Below are 19,358 nucleotides of genomic sequence, written 5' to 3' on the forward strand. Positions count from 1 at the left end.
TTGATAAGTCAGAGAGAAAAAGTGGGAAAGAGAACGTCCGGGCTGTCAGGCCGACCATTCTGACAACCAACCGGGGTTGGCCATCGCAATGAGGTCATTCTAGGAAGGGGATGGTGTTTAGAATATCTGTTAATAATGAATCAAGTGTTTTGTATTTCTAAACAACAGTGATAAACCCGTTGTGATCAAAGGGGTTGTGTAGGAGTCTCAACGACTCTGTGATGGCTGGATATTGGCAAGGATGAGTGTGTCATGACGTTATTGGTTCCCCCGCTGCTCCGACGTGGCGATACCATCGCTTTTTTCTCCTCCTCCAGCGCGGCGACCGCCTGGGCACCCAACCGTTTTGCCCGCGCAAAAGCCTTTCTTGAGGGGCAGGGCTTTAGGCTCAAGGCGGGCAGCCTCACCGGCCAGCAGGATCACTGGCGCTCCGGCTCCATCGCCGCGCGGGCTGAAGAGCTCAATGCCCTTATTCGCGACCCCGAAGTACGCTGCATCATGTCGGTGATTGGCGGCAGCAACTCCAACTCCCTGCTGCCCTACCTCGATTTTGAGGCGCTGAGGCGCGATCCCAAGATCATCGTCGGCTACTCCGATGTGACGGCGCTGCTGCTCGGCATCCATGCCCAAACTGGCCTGGTTACCTTTTATGGCCCGGCGCTGGTGGGCTCCTTTGGCGAGTTGCCGCCGCTGGTGGATGAGACACTGGCCAGTTTTTTACAGATTGCATTGGCCGATGAAGCTGGCGTCCCCTGCACGTTGCCCACCCCGGTAAAGTGGAGCGATGAACGGCTGGACTGGGAGAACCAGACCCGGGCCAAGCAGTGCCAGCCCAATCGGCTGATCTCGGTGGGCTCTGGCCGGGTAGTGGGGCGACTGATCGGCGGCAACCTCAACACCATGGCGGGGAGCTGGGGCTCCCCCTATATGCCCGTCATCGAGCACGGCGACATTTTGCTGCTGGAGGACAGCCTGAAATCTGCCGAGACGGTGGAGCGATCCTTTGCCCATCTCAAGCTGTGCGGGGTCTTTGATAGGATCGGCGCGCTTATCCTCGGCAAGCACGAGTTGTTCAACGATCAGGGTAGCGGCAAGCGCCCCCTCGATATCCTGCTGGAGGTGGTGGGGGAGCCAACTTTCCCCATTCTGGCGGAGTTTGACTGCGCCCATACCCACCCCATGCTGACGTTGCCGCTGGGTATCGAGGTGGCGCTCGATCTCGACCGCCAGCAGCTCACGCTACTTGAGCCCTGGTGGCGAGCAGAATGAGTGCTAAATGAATGTCCAACAACAAGGCCGCGGATGCGGCCTTGTCTGTTTTTGTGGGGCGTGATCAGGGCAGGGCATCGGGCCGGAAGCTGGCGCGGATCTGCGGCACCAGGCTTGATGGGTCGAATCCTTTCTCTTCTCCCAGCACCGGATGGAGCAGGGGTTTCTCTTCGATGGGGGTGATATCCCCCGCCAGCAGCTGGCGGGTGGCCTGACCCATCTGGTAGAGCTGGCGCACCGGCGCAAACTGGGTCGCCAGATTGAGGGGATCATCTGCGCGGGTGAAGGCCATCATGGGGATCTGATAGGTGGCATCGCGCGCCGGTTTGTCACCGTGAATCCCCTTGCCGGCGGACATCAAAAACGGCTGGTGATCGCCAAAGGCCACCACCAGATAGCGCTTGCCCGACTGGTCGAGGGTCTTGAGCAGCCGCTCCAGCGAGGCCATGGCATCCACCACCCCGGTGTAATAGGTGTTGAGCAGCTGGGTGTCGCTCTCGCTCTGGTTCGGGCAGGCGCCGCTGCGCTCCTGCCCCTGATAGCGGGGGCCATCGAAGGGGCCGTGCCCCTGCATGGTGACCGCATAGGCAAACAGCGGTTTGTCATCCTGTTCGCTGCGCTTGAGCAGGTGGTCGATGAGCGCATCATCGGAGATATAGAGTCCCTTGTGCTCAAGGGTGGTGAAGCGGGTGTCGAACCAGCGCTCCTCATAGCCGAGCGCCGGGATCGCCTTGGCGCGGCCCCAGAATTTTTCCACATAGGGGTGGGCGAACAGGGTCTGGTAGCCGCTCTGTCTGGCGCTCTGGGCCAGCCCCGGCACCTGCTGCGAAAGGTAGTAGTAGGGCACCACACCCTGCTTGAGCAAGCCCACCGGCAGGCCGGTGTTCATCTCGAACTCCGCCAGTACCGTCATGCCGCCGGTGGTGGGGGAGTGGATGGTTTTTTGCCACTGCTGCACGCTGGCGGGCAGGGAGAGGGTGGGAGCCAGGGCGCAGATCCGCCCCTTCCAGTCGAGCCAGAGCGACTCATATTGCAGCACGATCACCAGATCCCAGCGCGGCGCTATGCCTTGAGGCGGATAGCTCAGCTGCGGGGTCAGCTCGTTGATCTGCAAGGGGTAGCGAAACACGCTGCCGCTTTGCAGCATCTCGTCCACCAGATTGAACAGATAGAGGCCGGGGCCGGAGCGGATGATGTCCCTGTGGTAGTTGACCGCGCGATCCACGTAGCGAATGTTGGCTCCCAGCAGCTTGTTGCCAGTCTGGGTGGCAAAGACGCACAGGGCAAAGAAGGCGACGGTGGCAGCGGCTGTGCGCAGCACCCAGCGTGACAGGGCAAAGCGCCAGCAGAGAAACAGTGCCAGCAACACGGTGAAGATGGGCAGGATGGGGTGCTGGTCGAGCAGGATCCGCAGCAGCGCCAGCAGGTTGCCAAAATCGTCCCCGCCGAGCGGCACGCCGTAGATGGCGATCTTCATAAAGTTGGCGAGCAGGCCGATGCCCGAAAGCGCGGTAAAGACCAGCCCCATATAGAGGTTGAAGCCCGCCAGCGCGCAGAGGCTCCAGCCCAGCACCATGCTGCCCCAGGCCAGATAGTAGTGCTCCGGCCGAAAGCCTGACCAGAGCAGAAACTCCCCCAGCTTGAACACCACGAAGCCGTGCAGCAGCACGAAGGTGAGGTTGCCGAGCAGCAGGCTGCCGATGATCCGCCAGCGCAGGTTGCGGCGCAGCTTTGGCAGCACCGTCTTGAGCACGGCGGCGCTCAGGGGCAGTACCAGGGTCAGGCTCACCACCAGATAGGTGAGGTTGAAGCCCTGCTCCGGCAGGGTTTGCAGGATCTGGCTGAAGTCGCCGCTCTCGGGGCGATCTTTGAGCAGCAGACCGATGCGCAGCTGATAACGGCTGGCCAGCGCATCGTCCGGTGCGCGCAAGGTGCTGTTGAGATCCAGCGAGCAGCGGTTATTGCGGCACACCTGACGCTTATCCACCGCTTGACTGAGCTGGTCGATCCGCTCTCCCTTGTCGTTGAGCAGCTCCACTCGCACCTTATCCCCCGCTTGCAGCGGCCCTCGCAACTGCCACTGGCTCCGTACCACCAGATAGAGGCCGCGGCTGTCGCTTTTATAGAGCAGGGCGTGGCGGGTGAGGGTGGCCAGCGGGTTGTCGGCGGGCCCCAACACCAGCGGTTGGGCGCGGCCCAGCCAGTTGCCGGGATTGAGCAGCGGCAATAACAGGGTCAGCAGCAGCAATCCGCCCAGCAGGGCAAGCAGCAGAGAGGGAAGACTCAGGACGCGGGGGCGGCCTGAGGAGGGGCGATTCATATAAGCTCATCCTTTGAGCGAGTGAGGGAGAGATCGTTCATCCGCATAGAGTTTGACCCGATGGTGCGGGCCTTGTTTCAGCTTGTCAATTTAATGACCACTTAATGAATATTTGGTTACAGCTCAACCTTGCAAATTGTGATCCCGATCGAGGGGTTGTTCGGAATATGTGATGAAAGCGTCATCATGGGGTTTTGCCACTGGCTTGGGAGGGATCTGCTGTTTAGTCTCTCGATAGCGACTGGAGGTACATGTATGAATCCCAAAGTGATGGCACGTCAGGCCAGATTGCTGCGCATGCTGGAGAGCAAGGAAGAGATCCGGATCGGACGCGAGCGCGACTGCCCGCTGCCGCTGGCCCAACTGGTCAAGCTGAAGGATAGCCATCCGGCTGTGGTCAAGGTCTATCGCCACGGTCTCACCGCCGAGGTGTTTCACCTCAAGGTGGAGGGGCATCACTGGTGCCTCAAGCGGCGCCGTCAGGATTCACTGGTGGCCAACCTCGATGGCAAGACCGCCTTTCTGACCGAGCTGGAGCGGCGGCGCGAAATCGAGGCGCTGCGCGAGCTGCACCCTACCGTCCTCTCCCACGTGGTCTGCACCAGCTTCGGCTCGGCGCGGGCCGGTGTGCTGGTTTCCCCTTGGTTGCGGGGTGTGCCGGTCCATCAGCTCAACGAGCGCAATCTGGCCCAGATGCTGGAGGTGCAGGGGGAGCTGGCCCGCTGGGGCTGGTTTGACTGGGACCCGAGCCCGGGCAACCTGCTCGATGACGGCGAGCAGATCTGCGTGTTCGACTTTGGCTATATGTGGACCTTCGATCCCCGCTTTGAATACAACTCCAACGGTCTGGTCGACCCGCAGTTCCATGTGCCGGAGCGGTTGGAGACCCGCACCCTCTCGGGGCTTTGGCTCGATGAGGCCGATCCTCTGCCGCAATTTCGCTACTGGCGCGAGCTTTGTCTGAAATGGGTCAAACGGGAGATCCACCACCTGATCCGTGAAGGGGCCAGCGCGCCCGTGCTGGCCCGCCTGCATGCCCTGCAAGGGGAGTGGAGCGCCGCGCTGGCGAGCGACGAGGCGCTGGTCGCCAACTGGTGGCGGGACATGTATCGCAGCCACCGGCTCGATGTGGCCGATGATCTGAGCGGCCAGAGCTGCGGCCCGCTCACCCTGCGTCGCCTCGACTGGCTGATGCAGGCGGTGACGGATCACTATTCGCTGCTGGTGGACAATCTCTCGCCTCAGGAGACGGAGCTCGGCCAGACCGGGCTGCTGGCCCGCTTGCAGCAGCTGCGCCGGGAAGCCGTCGCCTGTCAGTTGCCAGCCACCAGCCTTGCCTGAGCCAATACCTTTGCGGAGTACAAATGAACAGGGCGCCGTGTTGGCGCCCTGTTGCATGGCCGGAATTGCCTCGCGGTGAGGGTCAGTCCAGCAACTCCTGATGGAGGCGGTTGACGATATTGCCCGCCTCGCTCTCCTTGACCAGGAAGCAGAGGTTGTGGGCGCTGGCGCCGTAGCAGATCATCCGGATGTTGTGCTCGCGCAGGGCGTCAAAGACCTGACTGCCCACCCCGTTCACTTCGCTCATCCGGTTGCCGATGAGCGCCACCAGTGCCAGACCGGTTTCCACCTCCACCTTGCAGAGCTGCCCCAGCTCGGCCAGTACCTTGTCGCTCAGGATCGGTTCGCCGTTGCTCTGGCTGCCGGTGTGATCCAGCGTCAGCGATACGCTCACCTCCGACGTGGTGATGAGGTCGACCGAGATGCGGTGACGGGCCAGAATGCCGAACACTTCGGCCAGAAAGCCGTAGGCGTGGAACATGTTGAGGCTGTGCAGAGTCACCAGCACCTGCTGGCGGCGCAGGGCGACGGCGCGAAACAGCGGGTTTGAATCTGTGCTGGCGCGGATCCAGGTACCACCGGCGGCGGGCTCCTTGGCGGAGCCGACAAACACCGGAATATTCTGGCGCACCGCCGGTTGCAGGGTAGCGGGGTGCAGCACCTTGGCGCCGAAGGTGGCCATCTCTGCCGCCTCGACAAAGCTGATTTCGGGAATGGGACGGGCGCGGGTGACGAGGCGCGGATCCGTGGTGTAGATGCCGGGCACATCGGTCCAAATCTCGATACTGGCGGCATCGAGCGCTTCGGCCAAGAGGGCTGCGCTGTAGTCAGAGCCGCCGCGCCCCAGCGTGGTGGTGCGGCCATCGCCATCGGCACCGATAAAGCCTTGGGTGATGATGAGGCTGTCGCCAAGCTGCGGGCCCAGCGTCTGCTGGCAGAGGGTACGGGTAGTGGCCAGATCGACGGTGGCCTTGCCAAAGCGGCTGTCGGTGCGCATCAGCTGGCGCACATCCTGCCAGTGGGCCTTGACGCCGCGCTGGCGCAGCAGCTCGGTAAAGAGGCGGGTAGACATCAGCTCGCCGCAGGCGATGAGGCGGTCGGCCAGCTCCGCATCGGTATGCTGGTGGGCTTGCTGGGCCATGAGGCGAATTTCGTCCAGCTGGCCATGAATGAGGGCGCTCACATCAACGGGGCTGCCGAGATCGGCCAGAATGGCCTGCTGGATCCCGGCCAGTTTGGCCAGCTGCTCGTCGCGGCCCGCTTCGTCCAGCTCCCCTTGTGCCAGAGCGACCAGCAGGTTGGTGACACCGGCACTGGCGCTCAGTACCACCACCCGGGTGGCGGGATTGGCCAGCACGATGTCGGCGCAGTTATTCATGGCCGGGAAGTTGGCGACACTGGTTCCGCCAAACTTGGCGACATTGATCGGGCTCATTGCTTACTCCTGTCTTATTTTAAGATTCCGGTTCCATCGGGCAAAAAAGAGAGGAGGAGGCTGAAAATGGCAGGAATGAACGAAGCTATCCCGGCCAGAAGCACTCCACCTGCAGAGCCCATCCCGTACCGCCCCTGACAGGGCGCGGTGGGGGATGATCACTACCGATGACAACCCGGGGGATTCAGCCCCCGCAGCCGACGTTGAGGTTACCAGTCTCCTCACTCGTCTCGGCGCTGCTCCCCCTGACCCAAGTTCACCGGACGCTGGCGTCCTCCCCTGGGCTGCCTGGGCAGCGCTCCTCTTCTGGCTCCACCAGGGCGGTGGAGTGCATTTAGAAATACCCTGCGTTGGATTGCACTGTCAATCGAGTTTGTGAAAAAGTTCAAATTGTCGGCTAACTCAACACAGAATCAATGGCTTAGGCAATGGTCTTTGACAAAACCTTGGAACGGCGCTGCCAGTTGTAGAGACGCTGGCGTGCCACCGGCAGATCTTCCACTTCCAGCGGATCGAAGCCCCGCTCCCGGAACCAGTGGATGGAGCGGGTGGTGAGCACGAACAGGCGGCGAATGCCAAGCCGCTTGGCCCGCTCGGCCACCTTGGCCACCAGCTGATCCCCCCGGTTGGAGTTGCGATAGTCGGGGTGGATGGCAACGCAGGCCATCTCCGCCATCGCCTCTTCCATAAAGCAGTAGAGGGCCGCGCAGCCGATGATCAGGCCATCGCGCTCGATGATGGTGAACTTGTCGATCTCCATCTCCAGCTGCTCGCGGGAGCGACGCACCAGAATGCCTTCCTCCTCCAGCGGGCGAATAAGATCCAGAATGCCACCGATATCCTCGATGGTGGCGGCGCGGGCCTGCTCGGCACTTTCCCGCACGATCTGGGTGCCGAGGCCGTCACGGCTGAACAGCTCCTGCAGCATGGCGCCATCATCCTGATAGCTCACCAGATGGGAGCGGGGCACCCCGCCACGGCAGGAGGCAATGGCCGCACGCAGATAGCGGGCGGTGCCAGACATCTCTTCGCCCGCCTGCTCCAGCTCCACCAGCAGCTCTTCGGCCTGCTCGGGGAAGAGTTCGGAGATGGCTTCGCCGCGCCTGTCCATCACCCCCTGGGTGCTGCTAAAGCAGATGAGCTTGTCCGCCTTGAGCTCGACCGCCACCCGGCGGGCCACCTCTTCCGAGCTCAGGTTAAAGCTCTCGCCGGTGACCGAGCAGCCGATGGGGGAGATGAGCACCAGACTTTTCTGGTCGAGCTGGCGGGTGATCCCCTCCACGTCGATGCGGCGCACCCGGCCGCTGTGGCAAAAGTCGATGCCATCATCCACCCCCAGCGGCTGGGCGGTGACGAAGTTACCGCTCACCACGCTGATCCGCGCTCCCTGCATTGGTGTGTTCGCGAGCCCCATGGAGAGCTGGGCGGTGATGTCGTATTGCAGGCCGCCACACACCTGTTTGATGATGGTAAAACTCTCGTCATCGGTGACCCGGATCCGCTTGTGATACTGGGCCTCGATACCGGCGCGGGCCAGCGCTTCATCGTTTTGCGGACGTGAACCAAACACCAGCACCAGGCGTATGCCCAGTGTCTGCAGCAGGGCGATATCGCTGACGATATTGGCGAAGTTGGGGTGGCAGATGGCTTCTCCCCCCATCATCAGCACAAAGGTGGCCCCCCGATGCACATTGACATAGGGGGTGGATTGCCGGAAGGCATTGACCAGACTGGGTTCGCGTTCACGCACTTGATATTTCTTCCATAAAAAAACAGCGATTGGCTCAATATATGAAAATTAATTCACAAATCAAGACTAAATATTGATTTTTGCCGTTTCTGGTCTACGAGGGGCGGGTTGGCCGTGCGGATCGGGAAAGAGGGACAGACGGTGCAGACGGCCGCCGGAGCGAGCGGGGAGGGGCCCGCCGGTTGATCCGGCGCGATAAACTGCTATCTTCGATGCTCCTTTTCGTCAGCTATGTGATTTCACAGGGTTTTATACAAGGACAGAATTCATGGAACAGATTATTTCACCGGCAGATGCCCTGCCGGGACGACGCGAAGCGATGGTGATTGGTCAGCAGCATGCGGTGAATGGCAACCCGACCCAGGGTCCCTGGCCCGAGAACATGGAGATCGCGTGGTTTGGCATGGGCTGTTTCTGGGGCGTTGAGCGCCTGTTCTGGCAGCAGCCGGGCGTCTACTCCACCGCGGCAGGTTATCAGGGCGGTGTGACCCAGAATCCCACCTACAAAGAGGTGTGCAGCGGCCTGACCGGACATGCCGAGACGGTGCAGGTGGTGTTTGATCCGGCGGTGATCAGCTACGGCGATCTGCTCAGATTGTTCTGGGAGCAGCACGATCCGGCGCAGGGGATGCGTCAGGGCGGGGACATTGGCACCCAGTATCGCTCGGTGATCTTCTATGGCGACGAGAGCCAGCAGATCATTGCCCAGCAGAGCATGGCGGCCTATCAGCAGGCGATGGCGGCAAGCGGCGACAGTCGTGCCATCACCACCCGCATTCTGCCGCTGGCACCCTTCTATTACGCCGAGGATTACCATCAGCAATATCTGGAGAAAAATCCGGATGGTTACTGCGGATTGGGTGGCATTGGAGTCTGTTTGCCGCCCAGCCTGAACCGCTGAACAGGTTTGTAGTCGATTTTTTAATAAAAGTGAAAATAAATGGTCGGAGGAGGGAACTTATTGCGACCAGTCGGGACTAACTAGGTAGCGTCCAGGGATCGGATGCAAAGTCCAGACACATTTCTTGCCTTGATAACCGCCTGATGAATGAACGCACTGGCGGGTTGAAAATGATAGCAAGCAGGGCTGCCCACCAAGGCGGCCCTTTTCCTTATCTGCTGTTCTGAAATCTTGCGTTGGGCGGGAAAACCGGACGGCAGATCAGCCGATGGCGCTGTCGAACAGGTTCTTGATGAGATCGATAAACTCGATGAGGAAGGTTTTCTGTTCCGGGGTCGGGGCGCGCAGCCAGACGGCGGAGAGTACCTCTTCCAGATCGGCGACCACGGCGTCGGCCTCCTGCATGATGGCGAAACGTACCTTGGGATCGAGCTGGGGGTTCTGCTCGCAAATGGCCATCAGGTTGCTGGCAACACGGCCACTGACCAGATCTTCGATGGTCTCTTCACCATCATTCTGCTGCTGGGATTCAAACAATCCCAAACTCTCCACCAGATACTCGATCAGCGAGATATAGCCTTCACTTTCTACCACCATGGTTGCTGCCTCAATACAGTAACAATACGAAAATTAAGCGTATTTTAGTGGCTTGCCCTAGCTTGGCAAGCAGCAGTGCAGGCGATGGCGAGTAAAACTGACTCCGCCCCGCTCCACGCACTCCAGCCCGGTCAACGTAAAGCCATGTCGTAAAAATAGCTCATAACTGAAGGCGCTGGCCTCGGTGGTGATGAGTGTAATACCGAGCCCTCTGGCCCCCGCGAGCGCCGTGGTGAGCAGCAGATTGCCCAGTCCCTGGCGCTGATGGTCGGCGCTGACATAGAGCAGACTGAGGTGGCCATCGGGGCTCAGAGTGACAAACCCGAGGGGCACATTTGCCTGCTCCGCCACCCAGCCGTGGTGCTCGCGCAGCTGGCTGACAAAGCCCGGATGTTGTGAACCGAGGGCCCACTGCTCCACCTGCTCGGCGCTGTAGTGCTCGGGGCCGCTGCGTCGCACCGCCTGCTCAAACAGGCTCACGAGGGCGGGGATATGTGTCTCGCCAAGGGGGACAATGCAAAGTGCTGGACTAAGTGCTGGCGTCATAAGGTCTGGCCGTCAGTAGGGGGGAGGGTGCGCGGCGCCTGTGGCCGTTTGGCTTTGGGCAGACCCGCGACAACACGCTCATAGGAGTGGTGCACCCAGCCCTGCCACAGATCATCTGGCAAGGTGCTGTTCAGGGTCACTGTGTTCCAGTGTTGCTTGTTCATATGCCAGCCTGGTTTGACCTCGGGGTGGATCTCGCGCAGCAGCAACGCCAGCTCGGGCTCGCACTTGAGGTTGATGGTGAGCGGCTCGGCCTGCCAATCCACCAGCGCAAACATCTTGCCCGCGATGCGGTAGACCAGGATCTCCGGGCCAAACGGGGTATCTTCGGTGGCGCCCGGCAGGGTCAGCAGAAAGTGGCGCAAACGGGTCAAATCCATGGTGGGTTCTCGCGCAAGGGGTGATCCGGGTCATGTCAGGCGCATATCTATCGGCGGGGCTGTTCTGTTAATATGCGCGCAGCCGAGTATACCCCCCATCACCAAGGGAGCCTATTGGATGTTGTATCACAAGACTTTCGAACTGGGTCCCGAGCGGGATTGGGTGGTGTTTGTCCATGGCGCCGGTGGCAGCTCCTCCATCTGGTTCAAGCAGCTGCGCGCCTATCGCGAGCACTTCAATGTGCTGCTGCTGGACTTGCGCGGCCACGGCCAGTCTCACCAGCTGCAACAGGTGGTCAAGGGCCACTACAGCTTTCGGGAAGTGACCGAAGATATCGTTCGGCTGCTCGATCATCTCGATATCCGCCGCGCCCACTTTGTCGGCATCTCCCTTGGCACCATCCTGATTCGCCATCTGGCCGAGCTCTGCCCGGAGCGGGTGAAAAGCATGGTACTGGGGGGCGCCATTTTGCGGCTCGATATCCGCTCGCGGGTGCTGGTGCAACTGGGCCGACTCGGCCAGCACTTCCTGCCCTATATGTGGCTCTACCGGCTGTTTGCCTTCATCATTATGCCGCGCCAGCACCATCAGGAGTCGCGCAACCTCTTTGTGCGCGAGGCCCGCAAGCTCTGCCAGAAAGAGTTCAAACGCTGGTTCCGCCTCGCCACCGAGGTCAACCCGCTGATGCGCTACTTTCGTGAACGCTCCCTGCCCATTCCCACCCTCTATGTGATGGGGGAGGAGGATCATATGTTTCTGGCACCGGTGCGCGAACAGGTAGCCCGCGATGCCAGCTCCTCATTAGCGGTGATCGAACAGTGCGGCCATGTCTGCAATGTGGAGCAGCCGGAGCAGTTTAATCGCCGTACCCTGGCATTTATTCAATCGCTGGGGGGCGGGAGGAAGTAATCAGTTATCCATTCAGTTTTTTTGACGTCTGTATAATAGTAAAAAAACTACTGCCAGTTAATCACTGGCAGTGGAGAGCATAGTTCAATTTATACGCTTATTTATTTTTACCTTTCCTATTTTTATTATATTCATCCAATGCTATCTGCAACCAGTTTTTATGCTCCGTGATGTTTTTTACTACCCATGTTATGAATTTCTCTGAATATCTTGCTCGATCAGTAAAGTTGTACATTTCAGAGTTCGTGTTTTGTTTTATCTTATGTTTAAAAACAATTGCTTGAAAGGAATGCCTATTTATTTTGTTAGTTTTCTGTTTAGTGTTTATAGCCAATATTGCATCATCGGTGAAGTATGGGTGTGTATCGTTTAGATCTTTTGCTTGGGTTATTATTATTGCTTTCTGTCCTTGATCTCCACAGCTTAATGTTAGGTCGGATTTATTTGGGTTTTTGACGAGGGCAAGTTTGTATTCTATGTTGATAGAGAATTTGTCTGAATTGAGTTCTCTATTCGTACTTTCAAAGGCATTGATGAATTTTTCAACCTCTGTTGCTGTTAATGTCCCATAGTTCTCTTTAATAATACCTATTTCAGGTATAGGGCCATCTAAAACCAAACTAAGCATTCCAACACTTTGCCCTGCAAGAGGGGAATTTCCCATTTGATTTTTATATCTTTCTTGATAATTTAATACATTAGATTGAAATAACCTTGAAAGTTGAGGTTGCAATTCTGGAATGAGTAAGTGAGTTGCTTGGTCTCGTAATAAAATTAATGTCTCGATGTTTTTCTTTACAGGGTCACTATTTTGAATTCTCAGAGGAAGTGCGTCGGATATTGATATGCTTTTTCCATTTTTGTAAAAAACTTTATCTTCACCTAATACATCTAATATTTCAGCCTTTAAAAAAAGCTCCCATGCATTGACCATTAAAATAGTGAATGCTTCAACTCGATTGCACAGACTAGGCCTATTATAAACTTCTAAAGCAAGAATGAATGCATCTAAACTCCTCTTGATTAGTTGCTGGTACATTCTTTCCTGGGGCGTTATCTCTTTTGAAGAGGTACTTTGGGACATAAGTCTAATAAAGTCATTGTTTGATATCTTGGTCAGGCCTTTAGAAATGAAATTATTACTGTCAAACTTGAAAATAAACTGGCCCTTCAATTTTTCATTTATATATTTGATTATGCTTTTAGCATTGTAACCTGTTGCAGCTGCCGCTTGTGTAACTGAAAAAGACTCATGATTTTCTTCTCTTTCTCTGAAAAATTCCAATAATAATATCCGTTTATCTTCTCTAGTCATTTACATACTCCGGTATTAGAAATTTTTCAAAACATTGATATGTCTATTTAATGTCATTCTGTAATCTTTGAATAATATAATCTTGTAATGCAACACCTTGTAGTTTTTGCTTACATCCATTAACCCTTACCCAAGTATTACCAGATGAGTTGAAATGTAAGCCAGATAAGTTTGATTTAGGTATGCGCACTTCAAGAACATAACCACAATCTACGCCGGTAACATCATGAAAAATTATATTTATTCTAGTGGGGTCAATTGATGGTTCAATGGTGTTTATTTTAAGGTTAATGGCTTTGTTTATTTCATCTTTTAGTCGATTATCTAACTTTATACATTTTACGACGCCATCATCTTTGATTCCCCAAAAAATACTACCACCCGAACTATTGAGAAATGCCAGTATATACTCATCGACGATGTTCTGAATTGACTTGGTTGGGTTTTGGCCCTTTATCTCTTTAAATTCATTGCGTAAGTCTTCTTCTAATCCGCAATGCTTACCTTCACGAAATCTATGAATTTTAGATTGGGTTGAACTTTCAAACTCATCAGGTAGTAACTCAAATAAGGATCTCAAATTTTTTATAGTCCTTGAGGACATCCGTACGGACTTGGACATTTTATTGATTGAGCCATATTCAGTGATTAAATAATCAAGCTCACTCAATGCCCTTGATTTACCAACCAGTTGTCCCCAAGTTTCTATCAATCTATTTCGTTGAGGGCCGCTTTGCATACCACCTGGATAATATTTTTCATTTACTATCTCAAATGTGGTTTGAAGGCTCCAATTTTTATTAATTAGCAATTTTACACCTCAATTTGCAACCAGATAAATGTGATGAAAAGTAAATTGTATTCAATGCTTGGTTGGCGTTTACTTATAACGGCGATTAAAATGTTTGAGTTGAAAAATGAATATTAATAATTAGTATGTGAATAGCTGAGCTTAATTGTGGAAAGCCGATCTTGCACAGTCAGTAAAAAGTCAGTCATGGTCTGGTTATTATTGTTTTCAACCGAACTTCTATATGACTGGAGCTCCTTATATGGCAAGGCTCAGCGGTGGTGTAGCTTGAATTTGCTACTTAGACATAAGTGATAGTGATAAGCGAGATAGCTACCGCACGGGGTTACAGCTCCCCGAGTGCCGCTTTTAAACAGATTGGATGTTGATCAAACATCGGCTTACCTCGGCTGCTTTTGGGGCTGCGGGTGCCGCATGGGCAAGATATCAAACGCCGACCAATTTAAGTGAGTGAAAAGTTAGTTATCGCTCGGATTTTGAAAGGTTTTTTGACTAGGATCAGCCTTGAGCCAAGTTGGCTGCGGGTTGAGTGGGTGAGGGTGTTTGATAAATAAACAGATAAGGCATTCTTGACGACTGATGCCAAGTGACAGGGGGGGCTGGGCAAAATCACTGTGATGCCCTGTTATCAGGGCGATTTGTTTTTAGGTCATCGATCAGACCGGCCACGTTTGTCGAGGGGGTTCAGTAGCCGGTCATCTCCAGATAGCCGACCCCCTTGGCATCCCCCGAGACAGAGACCGCGCCCTCCCAGTAGTCAAAGCGACCTGTCATGGCCTGATTGGGCTGACGGGCTTTGATGGTGAGGCTCATTCCGGCGGCGCTTAATTGCCACTCGACGGGGTAATCCTGCCCCTTGGGGCCGCGCCAGGTGTTGCCCGGCGTAAGGCGAATCGCGTCGGGGGCGAGCACCCGGCTGCTGCCGTCCCGCTCAATCAAAATGCCGTAGCGGTTCTCAGGCTGGTTTTCGGGATTAGCGCGGCCCGATTTGGTGCGCAGGCGAAACAGCATCAGCTCGCGGCCATCGGCCAGTTGCAGGGAAAACCAGTCCCAGCCCGATTGCCACTCGGCCAATACCGAGCTGCTCCACTCGTGATCAAACCACCCTTGTCCGGTGACGGTGCGGGTCTCGCCATCGCGAGTCAGGGTGCCGCGAAGAGTGAGGCGCGGGTAGGAGTAGTAAAAGGAGGCGTTGCCCGGGCTCTTCTCGCTGTAACCGGCCTTGCCTTGCAGCACCAGCGGCTTGGCGGCAGTGACGGTGAGGTTCAGTTCGCCAATCTTGCTCTGCACCTTGAGGGTGGCGGGGAACAGCGCGGCCCCTTGCGAGGCAAGCCGCCACTCCCTGAGCCAATATTGACCGCCGCTGGCCCCCGCCAGCCTCGGCCCCTGCCGACTGGCCCGTTCATCTTGCTGGTGGCTACCACGATCGAGGTCCGTGATGGCAAATTGGGCCAGCCAGAGCTGGGGGGTTAGCCAAGGGTTGCTGGTGCGGAGTGCTTGTTCGATCCCTTGGCGAAACAGGGTCCACTGCATGCCATATTCGCGCCCCTGATCATCCTTGAGGTTGCCGGTGAGATACCACCACTCGGAGCGGTAATCGGGGTGGGCGGCGTGATCCTCCGGCAATTGGATAGTTTGCCCCGGCAGCACCTTTTTAAAGTTGTCGTTGCCGCCGCCGAGCAGGGCGCCCAGATCGCTGGCCTGCGCGCTGCCGCTTATGGCAATCAGAGGGAGCAAGAGGGCGGTGAGCCAGCGGGGCCGTAAGGAGGACAAGCTTCCCCTCACCTTTGCCCTCTCCCAAAGGGAGAGGGGATGGTTCAATGCCGCACTGTGATCTTCTCTGCGCTGAAGAAAGGGCGGAGAGAGGGACGTGGTTAATGGGAGCTTCAAGCTATGGCTGAGCCAGTGCGCTAACCGATATGTCATACCACTCTCCTTGCCGCATACCAGGATGCCAATGCCCCACATACCGGTGCCAGCAACAGGGCGGTGACTGCATGAAGGGGGGCGGCCTCGAAGGCGAGGCGCCAGCCAAAGGCGCGGGGATTGACCACCTCGATCAGCACCCAGGCGAGGCCATACCCCACCGGCAGGGCCAGCAGGGCGGTGAGCAGCCCCAATCCCGCCCCTTGCCACACCAGCAGCTGGCGGCAGTGGCGGGGGCTCAAGCCCAGACTCTGCAAGGTCTGTAGCTCGCCACGGCGTGCCAGCCCCAGCACCATAAAGGCCGAACCGATGCCGACAAAGGCGATGCCGAGGATCAGCAGTTTCAATAGCTCGGTTACTACAAAGGTCTGGTCAAACACCTTGAGCGCCGCGCTGTGAATGGCGGGGGCGGAGAGCAGATTGAGCTGCTCACCAAAGCGCTCGCGCAGGCGGTCGGCCAGCTGCTCGGGGTCGTTGCTAAAGAGTGCGAGGGATTGCACTGCTCCCGCCTCGAAGGCATGCAGGGTCTGCCCCTTGTCGCTGCCGTAGTCCTGATAGACACCGGTGACGGTGAACTGCCTTGGCCCCTGCTCGCCGCTCACCTCAAGGGTCTGTCCCACCTTGACCCCGAGGCGTACCGTCAGCGGTTCGCTTGCCAGCACCTCGTCGGGACGGGTGGGCCAGCGTCCGGCCAGCAGCGGATAGGCCGCTTTAAGCTGGGGGATAAAATCCATCTGCGCCCACTCGATGGGCTGCCCCTGCCAGCGGGCTGGATGCACCGAGCGGCGCGAGGCGGCGCTCACCAGCGGATTGGCGAGCAGGGTCTTAAGGGTTGTGTCGCTTAAAGTGCCCTTGTTGCCCGCCACCCCCTTGGGGGCGGTGACATAGAGATCGGCGGCCAGACGCTGGCCGAGCCAGATCTCCACGCTTGAGCGAAAGCTCGACACCATGACTCCGATGCCGATGGCTGCCGCTATGGCCAGCTGCAACGCCATCACCGCGATGGCGGTGCGATCGAGGTGATAAAGGGTCTCGGCCACCCCGAGCCGGGCGGTAAGGGGGCCGCCCGCACGTCTTCTCAGCCAGCCAAGCAGGCCGCGCAGGGCATCGGGCAGCCAGAGCGCCATGGCCAGCAGCCAGCCTCCGGCGATAAAGAGGGCGCCGGTCAGACCCGTTTGCGGCAGCCACAGGCACAGAGCGCACAGCAGCAAGATGGCGATGGCCAGCACGCGCCGTCGCCACGGATGAGCGGGGGGGCGGCTGCTTCCCGCGCGCAGTTCGAGGGGGGATTGGCGCAGCAGTTGCCACCAGCTGGGCAGGTTGGCGGCCAGCGTGCCGAGCAGCCCGATCAACAGTGCCTTGAGCAGGCTCACGGGGGAGAGGCGCAACAGGTCGATGGGGTTGGGCCCATAGAGATCGGCCAGCGCCTGGGTGAGCTGTCCCATCAGTGCCAGCGCCAACAGGCTGCCGAGCAGCACCCCTAGCAGGGTGCCCACCGTGGCGAGAATAAGTAGCTCCAGAATGAGCCAACGCAGCACCCGGCTCGGCCCCATCCCCAGAATGATCAACTGGGCCAGCTGGGGGCGACGCACGCTCTGGACAAATCGCTGGGCGTTGAACACCAGAAACAGTCCCACCGCCATGGCGAGCAATGAGAGCGCCGTCAGGTTAAGGGCCAGCGCATCGCCAAGCTGGCTGGCATCGAGCGTCGGGCTGATGGGCTCAAGCCACAAGGGCTGGTTCGGGTAATCGGTTTGCAGGGTGGCCTGCAGGGTGCGAGCTTCGGCGTCGCTTAGCTTGAAGACGATGCGATCGAGCCGACCCGCTTTATCCAGCAGCGGTTGGGCGAGGCCGATATCGGTTATCAGCAGCCGCTCCATGGGTACGGCGCCCGGTTCAAACGCGCCCGCCAGCGTCAGGGTCAGGGTTCGGGCGCCATCGCTGCCGCCCAATACAAAACGGCGGCTCTGGCCCGCTTGCCAGCCAAGGCGCTCTGCCTCGGGGGCCGCCAGCCAGATGCTGTCGGCTCGGTTGAGGGAAAAGGCGGGTTCGCTTGCGGGTTGGGCGCCAAACAGCTGGCGCAGGGGGCCGGGGTTAAAGAGATCCATTCCCAGCAGTTGAAAGCTGCGCCCCTCTTCATCCTTGAGCCAGCCATGGAGCTGGGGCATGGCATCAAGGGCGGGCTGGCTGGTCACCAACTGCACGTAAAGCTGTTCATCCAGCCCGCCAGCGGGGGCCAGCCGGTAGTTGGCTTCCCCTGCCAGCTGGCTGCGGGCGGCGACAAAGTTGGTGCGGGCGCTGTGATTGAGCAGCTCGATGGCCACCACCAGCGAGACCCCCAATACCAGCCCGGCCAGACTCATCAGCAGTAACCAGGGGTGACTGCGATAGAGGCGCAGCAGCGCTTTGAGTGGCAGCATCAGCGTGCCCCCGACAGACGCAGTCGCTGTTTAGTCATGGCGGGGTCCCTTGAGCTCGATAAGTTGCCCCCCTTCGAGGCGCAGCACCCTGTCGGCCAAGGCGGCATAGGCGGGGTTGTGGCTCACCAGCAGCAAGCCAGCACCGGTATCGCGTACCGCCGCCACCATCAACGCCATCACCTGTTCGGCATTGTGCTCATCGAGGCTGCCGGTGGGCTCGTCGGCGAGCAGCCAACCGGGCTGATGGATAAGGGCGCGGGCCAGCGCCACCCGCTGTCGCTGACCGCCGGAGAGTTGCTCCGGCCAGGCATGGCGCTTGTGGCTCATATCGAGCCGTTGCAGCAACTGGTCAATCCTGACCTCATCCGGTGGCAGAGCGTTGATGGCCAGCGGCAGGGCCAGATTCTCGGCCACGTTGAGGGTCGGCAGCAGGTTGAAATCCTGATAGACGATGCCAAAATGGCGGCCCCGCAGGCGCGCCCGCTCGTCGGGGGAGCGGGTGTCGATCCGGGTCTCCCCCAGCCAGATTTCCCCTTCGTCCGGTGCAATCAGGCCGGCGATCAGATTGAGCAGGGTGGACTTGCCGCAGCCGCTTTGGCCCAGCAGCAGGGTGATCTCGCCAGCGGGGAGGGCGAGATCGAGATGGTGGAACAGCGGCAGTCGTTCACTGCCGTTATCGAAGCTCTTGCAGAGGTTGCGCAGGGTCAGCATGGGATAACCGTTTGATGGTCAATGGCTTTCATCATGCTTGGTACGCTAGCACGGCCAGCATTGATCAACACCCCTTACGGTTGATCAAGAGTGCCAGTTAGTGATCAAGGCGGCAAAAGAGCAGTGGATCCTCGCTGGATCCCGCTTGCCCGAGGTGGTTAGAATAGGGGCTTCCATGGGTCACAGGATGAGCAAGGATGTTACACAAGCAAGTCAGTTTTATCATCGATAGCAAGGGCAACAAGCAGGCTGCCGTCGTCCCCATCGAGATCTACAACGAGCTGATGACCCTGCAAAAGGCACTCTCCGACAACCGGCCGGGGGAGCGCGAGCTCTACCACTTCAACGGCAAGGGGGCCGAGGCCCACGGTTATCCGGTGGGCAAGCGGCAAAATCCGGGCTTTATGGTGCTGGCCGGTTCCACCGCCAATGGCGAGGATGCCGCCTCTTTGCGTGAAGCGGTGATCGAGCTGCGTCACGAGCTTCTGGAAAAGGGGGTCATAGTGCCCCGCAGTCAGGGCGGCTTTGTCTTTACCGCCGATCAGCTGTTCAACAGCCCGAGTCTGGCCGCCAGTCTGGTGGCGGGCAATAACCGCAGCGGTCTGGATGCCTGGCAGAACAGCGCAGGCTATACCCTCAAGCAGTCGGGTTTCGGCAAGAAATAATCCCGCGTTTCGACAGCAAACCAATTAAGCGTTAATTGACCTGGATGAATTTTTCTTTTCA

At 58.0% G+C, this 19,358-nt stretch carries 16 protein-coding genes and 1 riboswitch; of the genes, 5 read left to right on the forward strand and 11 right to left on the reverse strand.

Translation table 11 applies throughout. The features are described from left to right. The first annotated feature begins 252 nt into the window (after positions 1-252). On the forward strand, positions 253-1,269 hold the full coding sequence (locus OKC31_RS08260; RefSeq protein ID WP_270656742.1) for a S66 family peptidase: 1,017 nt from the start codon (positions 253-255) through the stop codon (positions 1,267-1,269). Positions 1,270-1,333: 64 nt separating this feature from the next. On the opposite strand, the gene OKC31_RS08265 is transcribed toward OKC31_RS08260, so the two are convergent. Further along, a complete protein-coding gene (locus tag OKC31_RS08265; RefSeq protein WP_270656744.1) occupies positions 1,334-3,589 on the reverse strand; it encodes an LTA synthase family protein in 2,256 nt (751 codons plus the stop codon). 255 nt (positions 3,590-3,844) lie between these two features. On the opposite strand from OKC31_RS08265, the gene OKC31_RS08270 reads away from it, so the two are divergent. Then, positions 3,845-4,930 carry a hypothetical protein gene (locus OKC31_RS08270; protein WP_107684959.1) on the forward strand — a complete coding sequence of 362 codons (1,086 nt, stop codon included), beginning with the start codon at positions 3,845-3,847 and terminating at the stop codon, positions 4,928-4,930. 82 nt (positions 4,931-5,012) lie between these two features. Here the strand turns inward: OKC31_RS08270 and lysC are convergent, their stop codons facing one another. Further along, entirely contained in the window at positions 5,013-6,365 is a 1,353-nt protein-coding gene (gene lysC, locus OKC31_RS08275) for a lysine-sensitive aspartokinase 3 (protein WP_270656746.1), read from the reverse strand. Positions 6,366-6,455: 90 nt separating this feature from the next. Then, positions 6,456-6,679: riboswitch (Lysine riboswitch) on the reverse strand. A gap of 107 nt (positions 6,680-6,786) precedes the next feature. After that, positions 6,787-8,115 carry an amino-acid N-acetyltransferase gene (gene argA, locus OKC31_RS08280; protein ID WP_270656747.1) on the reverse strand — a complete coding sequence of 443 codons (1,329 nt, stop codon included), beginning with the start codon at positions 8,113-8,115 and terminating at the stop codon, positions 6,787-6,789. Between the two features lie 268 nt (positions 8,116-8,383). Here argA and msrA point away from each other — a divergent pair, with 268 nt between their 5' ends. After that, a complete protein-coding gene (msrA, locus tag OKC31_RS08285; protein ID WP_005352745.1) occupies positions 8,384-9,016 on the forward strand; it encodes a peptide-methionine (S)-S-oxide reductase MsrA in 633 nt (210 codons plus the stop codon). A gap of 261 nt (positions 9,017-9,277) precedes the next feature. On the opposite strand, the gene OKC31_RS08290 is transcribed toward msrA, so the two are convergent. Genes OKC31_RS08290 through OKC31_RS08300 form a run of 3 tightly spaced genes read right to left on the reverse strand, consistent with a single transcriptional unit; the run spans position 9,278 to position 10,539 of the window. Beyond that, a complete protein-coding gene (locus OKC31_RS08290) occupies positions 9,278-9,613 on the reverse strand; it encodes a DUF3802 family protein (protein ID WP_005333735.1) in 336 nt (111 codons plus the stop codon). A gap of 57 nt (positions 9,614-9,670) precedes the next feature. Next, positions 9,671-10,159, reverse strand: coding sequence for a GNAT family N-acetyltransferase (locus tag OKC31_RS08295; protein WP_118853698.1), 489 nt, complete (start codon positions 10,157-10,159; stop codon positions 9,671-9,673). After that, positions 10,156-10,539 carry an MmcQ/YjbR family DNA-binding protein gene (locus OKC31_RS08300; protein ID WP_118853699.1) on the reverse strand — a complete coding sequence of 128 codons (384 nt, stop codon included), beginning with the start codon at positions 10,537-10,539 and terminating at the stop codon, positions 10,156-10,158. Before OKC31_RS08300 ends, OKC31_RS08295 begins: the two co-directional genes overlap by 4 nt. Positions 10,540-10,657: 118 nt before the next feature. Between OKC31_RS08300 and OKC31_RS08305 the strand changes: the two genes are divergently transcribed. Further along, positions 10,658-11,449 (forward strand): alpha/beta fold hydrolase, encoded by a 792-nt coding sequence (locus tag OKC31_RS08305; protein WP_005333728.1) that lies wholly within the window; start codon positions 10,658-10,660, stop codon positions 11,447-11,449. Positions 11,450-11,546: 97 nt separating this feature from the next. On the opposite strand, the gene OKC31_RS08310 is transcribed toward OKC31_RS08305, so the two are convergent. From OKC31_RS08310 to OKC31_RS08330, 5 genes are all read right to left on the reverse strand, one after another. Further along, entirely contained in the window at positions 11,547-12,764 is a 1,218-nt protein-coding gene (locus OKC31_RS08310) for a DUF3644 domain-containing protein (protein ID WP_245094702.1), read from the reverse strand. A 43-nt stretch (positions 12,765-12,807) separates the two neighbouring features. Continuing rightward, positions 12,808-13,575, reverse strand: coding sequence for an ATP-binding protein (locus OKC31_RS08315; protein ID WP_245147897.1), 768 nt, complete (start codon positions 13,573-13,575; stop codon positions 12,808-12,810). A 684-nt stretch (positions 13,576-14,259) separates the two neighbouring features. Continuing rightward, positions 14,260-15,312: a lipocalin-like domain-containing protein gene (locus OKC31_RS08320; RefSeq protein WP_270656765.1), complete on the reverse strand. Its 1,053-nt coding sequence runs from the start codon at positions 15,310-15,312 to the stop codon at positions 14,260-14,262. 185 nt (positions 15,313-15,497) lie between these two features. Further along, on the reverse strand, positions 15,498-17,921 hold the full coding sequence (locus tag OKC31_RS08325; protein ID WP_270656749.1) for an ABC transporter permease: 2,424 nt from the start codon (positions 17,919-17,921) through the stop codon (positions 15,498-15,500). A 30-nt stretch (positions 17,922-17,951) separates the two neighbouring features. Beyond that, the gene (locus tag OKC31_RS08330; protein WP_270656750.1) at positions 17,952-18,632 is read right to left on the reverse strand and encodes an ABC transporter ATP-binding protein; all 681 of its coding nucleotides are present in this window, start codon (positions 18,630-18,632) and stop codon (positions 17,952-17,954) included. A 197-nt stretch (positions 18,633-18,829) separates the two neighbouring features. On the opposite strand from OKC31_RS08330, the gene OKC31_RS08335 reads away from it, so the two are divergent. Further along, entirely contained in the window at positions 18,830-19,297 is a 468-nt protein-coding gene (locus OKC31_RS08335) for a DUF4357 domain-containing protein (RefSeq protein WP_005333716.1), read from the forward strand. The last annotated feature ends 61 nt before the right edge of the window (positions 19,298-19,358 follow it).

This window comes from Aeromonas sp. Y293-4 (assembly GCF_027705905.1).
In the GTDB taxonomy this organism is placed as follows: Bacteria; Pseudomonadota; Gammaproteobacteria; order Enterobacterales; family Aeromonadaceae; genus Aeromonas; species Aeromonas veronii.

Bases quoted from the DNA above. Each gene is read 5' to 3' on its own strand.
- OKC31_RS08300 (WP_118853699.1), bottom strand. From the start codon at position 10,539: ATGGATTTGACCCGTTTGCGCCACTTTCTGCTGACCCTGCCGGGCGCC.
- OKC31_RS08325 (WP_270656749.1), bottom strand. From the start codon at position 17,921: ATGCTGCCACTCAAAGCGCTGCTGCGCCTCTATCGCAGTCACCCCTGG.
- lysC (WP_270656746.1), bottom strand. From the start codon at position 6,365: ATGAGCCCGATCAATGTCGCCAAGTTTGGCGGAACCAGTGTCGCCAAC.
- OKC31_RS08305 (WP_005333728.1), top strand. From the start codon at position 10,658: ATGTTGTATCACAAGACTTTCGAACTGGGTCCCGAGCGGGATTGGGTG.
- OKC31_RS08270 (WP_107684959.1), top strand. From the start codon at position 3,845: ATGAATCCCAAAGTGATGGCACGTCAGGCCAGATTGCTGCGCATGCTG.
- OKC31_RS08260 (WP_270656742.1), top strand. From the start codon at position 253: ATGACGTTATTGGTTCCCCCGCTGCTCCGACGTGGCGATACCATCGCT.
- OKC31_RS08290 (WP_005333735.1), bottom strand. From the start codon at position 9,613: ATGGTGGTAGAAAGTGAAGGCTATATCTCGCTGATCGAGTATCTGGTG.
- OKC31_RS08265 (WP_270656744.1), bottom strand. From the start codon at position 3,589: ATGAATCGCCCCTCCTCAGGCCGCCCCCGCGTCCTGAGTCTTCCCTCT.
- msrA (WP_005352745.1), top strand. From the start codon at position 8,384: ATGGAACAGATTATTTCACCGGCAGATGCCCTGCCGGGACGACGCGAA.
- OKC31_RS08310 (WP_245094702.1), bottom strand. From the start codon at position 12,764: ATGACTAGAGAAGATAAACGGATATTATTATTGGAATTTTTCAGAGAA.
- OKC31_RS08330 (WP_270656750.1), bottom strand. From the start codon at position 18,632: ATGCTGACCCTGCGCAACCTCTGCAAGAGCTTCGATAACGGCAGTGAA.
- OKC31_RS08295 (WP_118853698.1), bottom strand. From the start codon at position 10,159: ATGACGCCAGCACTTAGTCCAGCACTTTGCATTGTCCCCCTTGGCGAG.
- OKC31_RS08335 (WP_005333716.1), top strand. From the start codon at position 18,830: ATGTTACACAAGCAAGTCAGTTTTATCATCGATAGCAAGGGCAACAAG.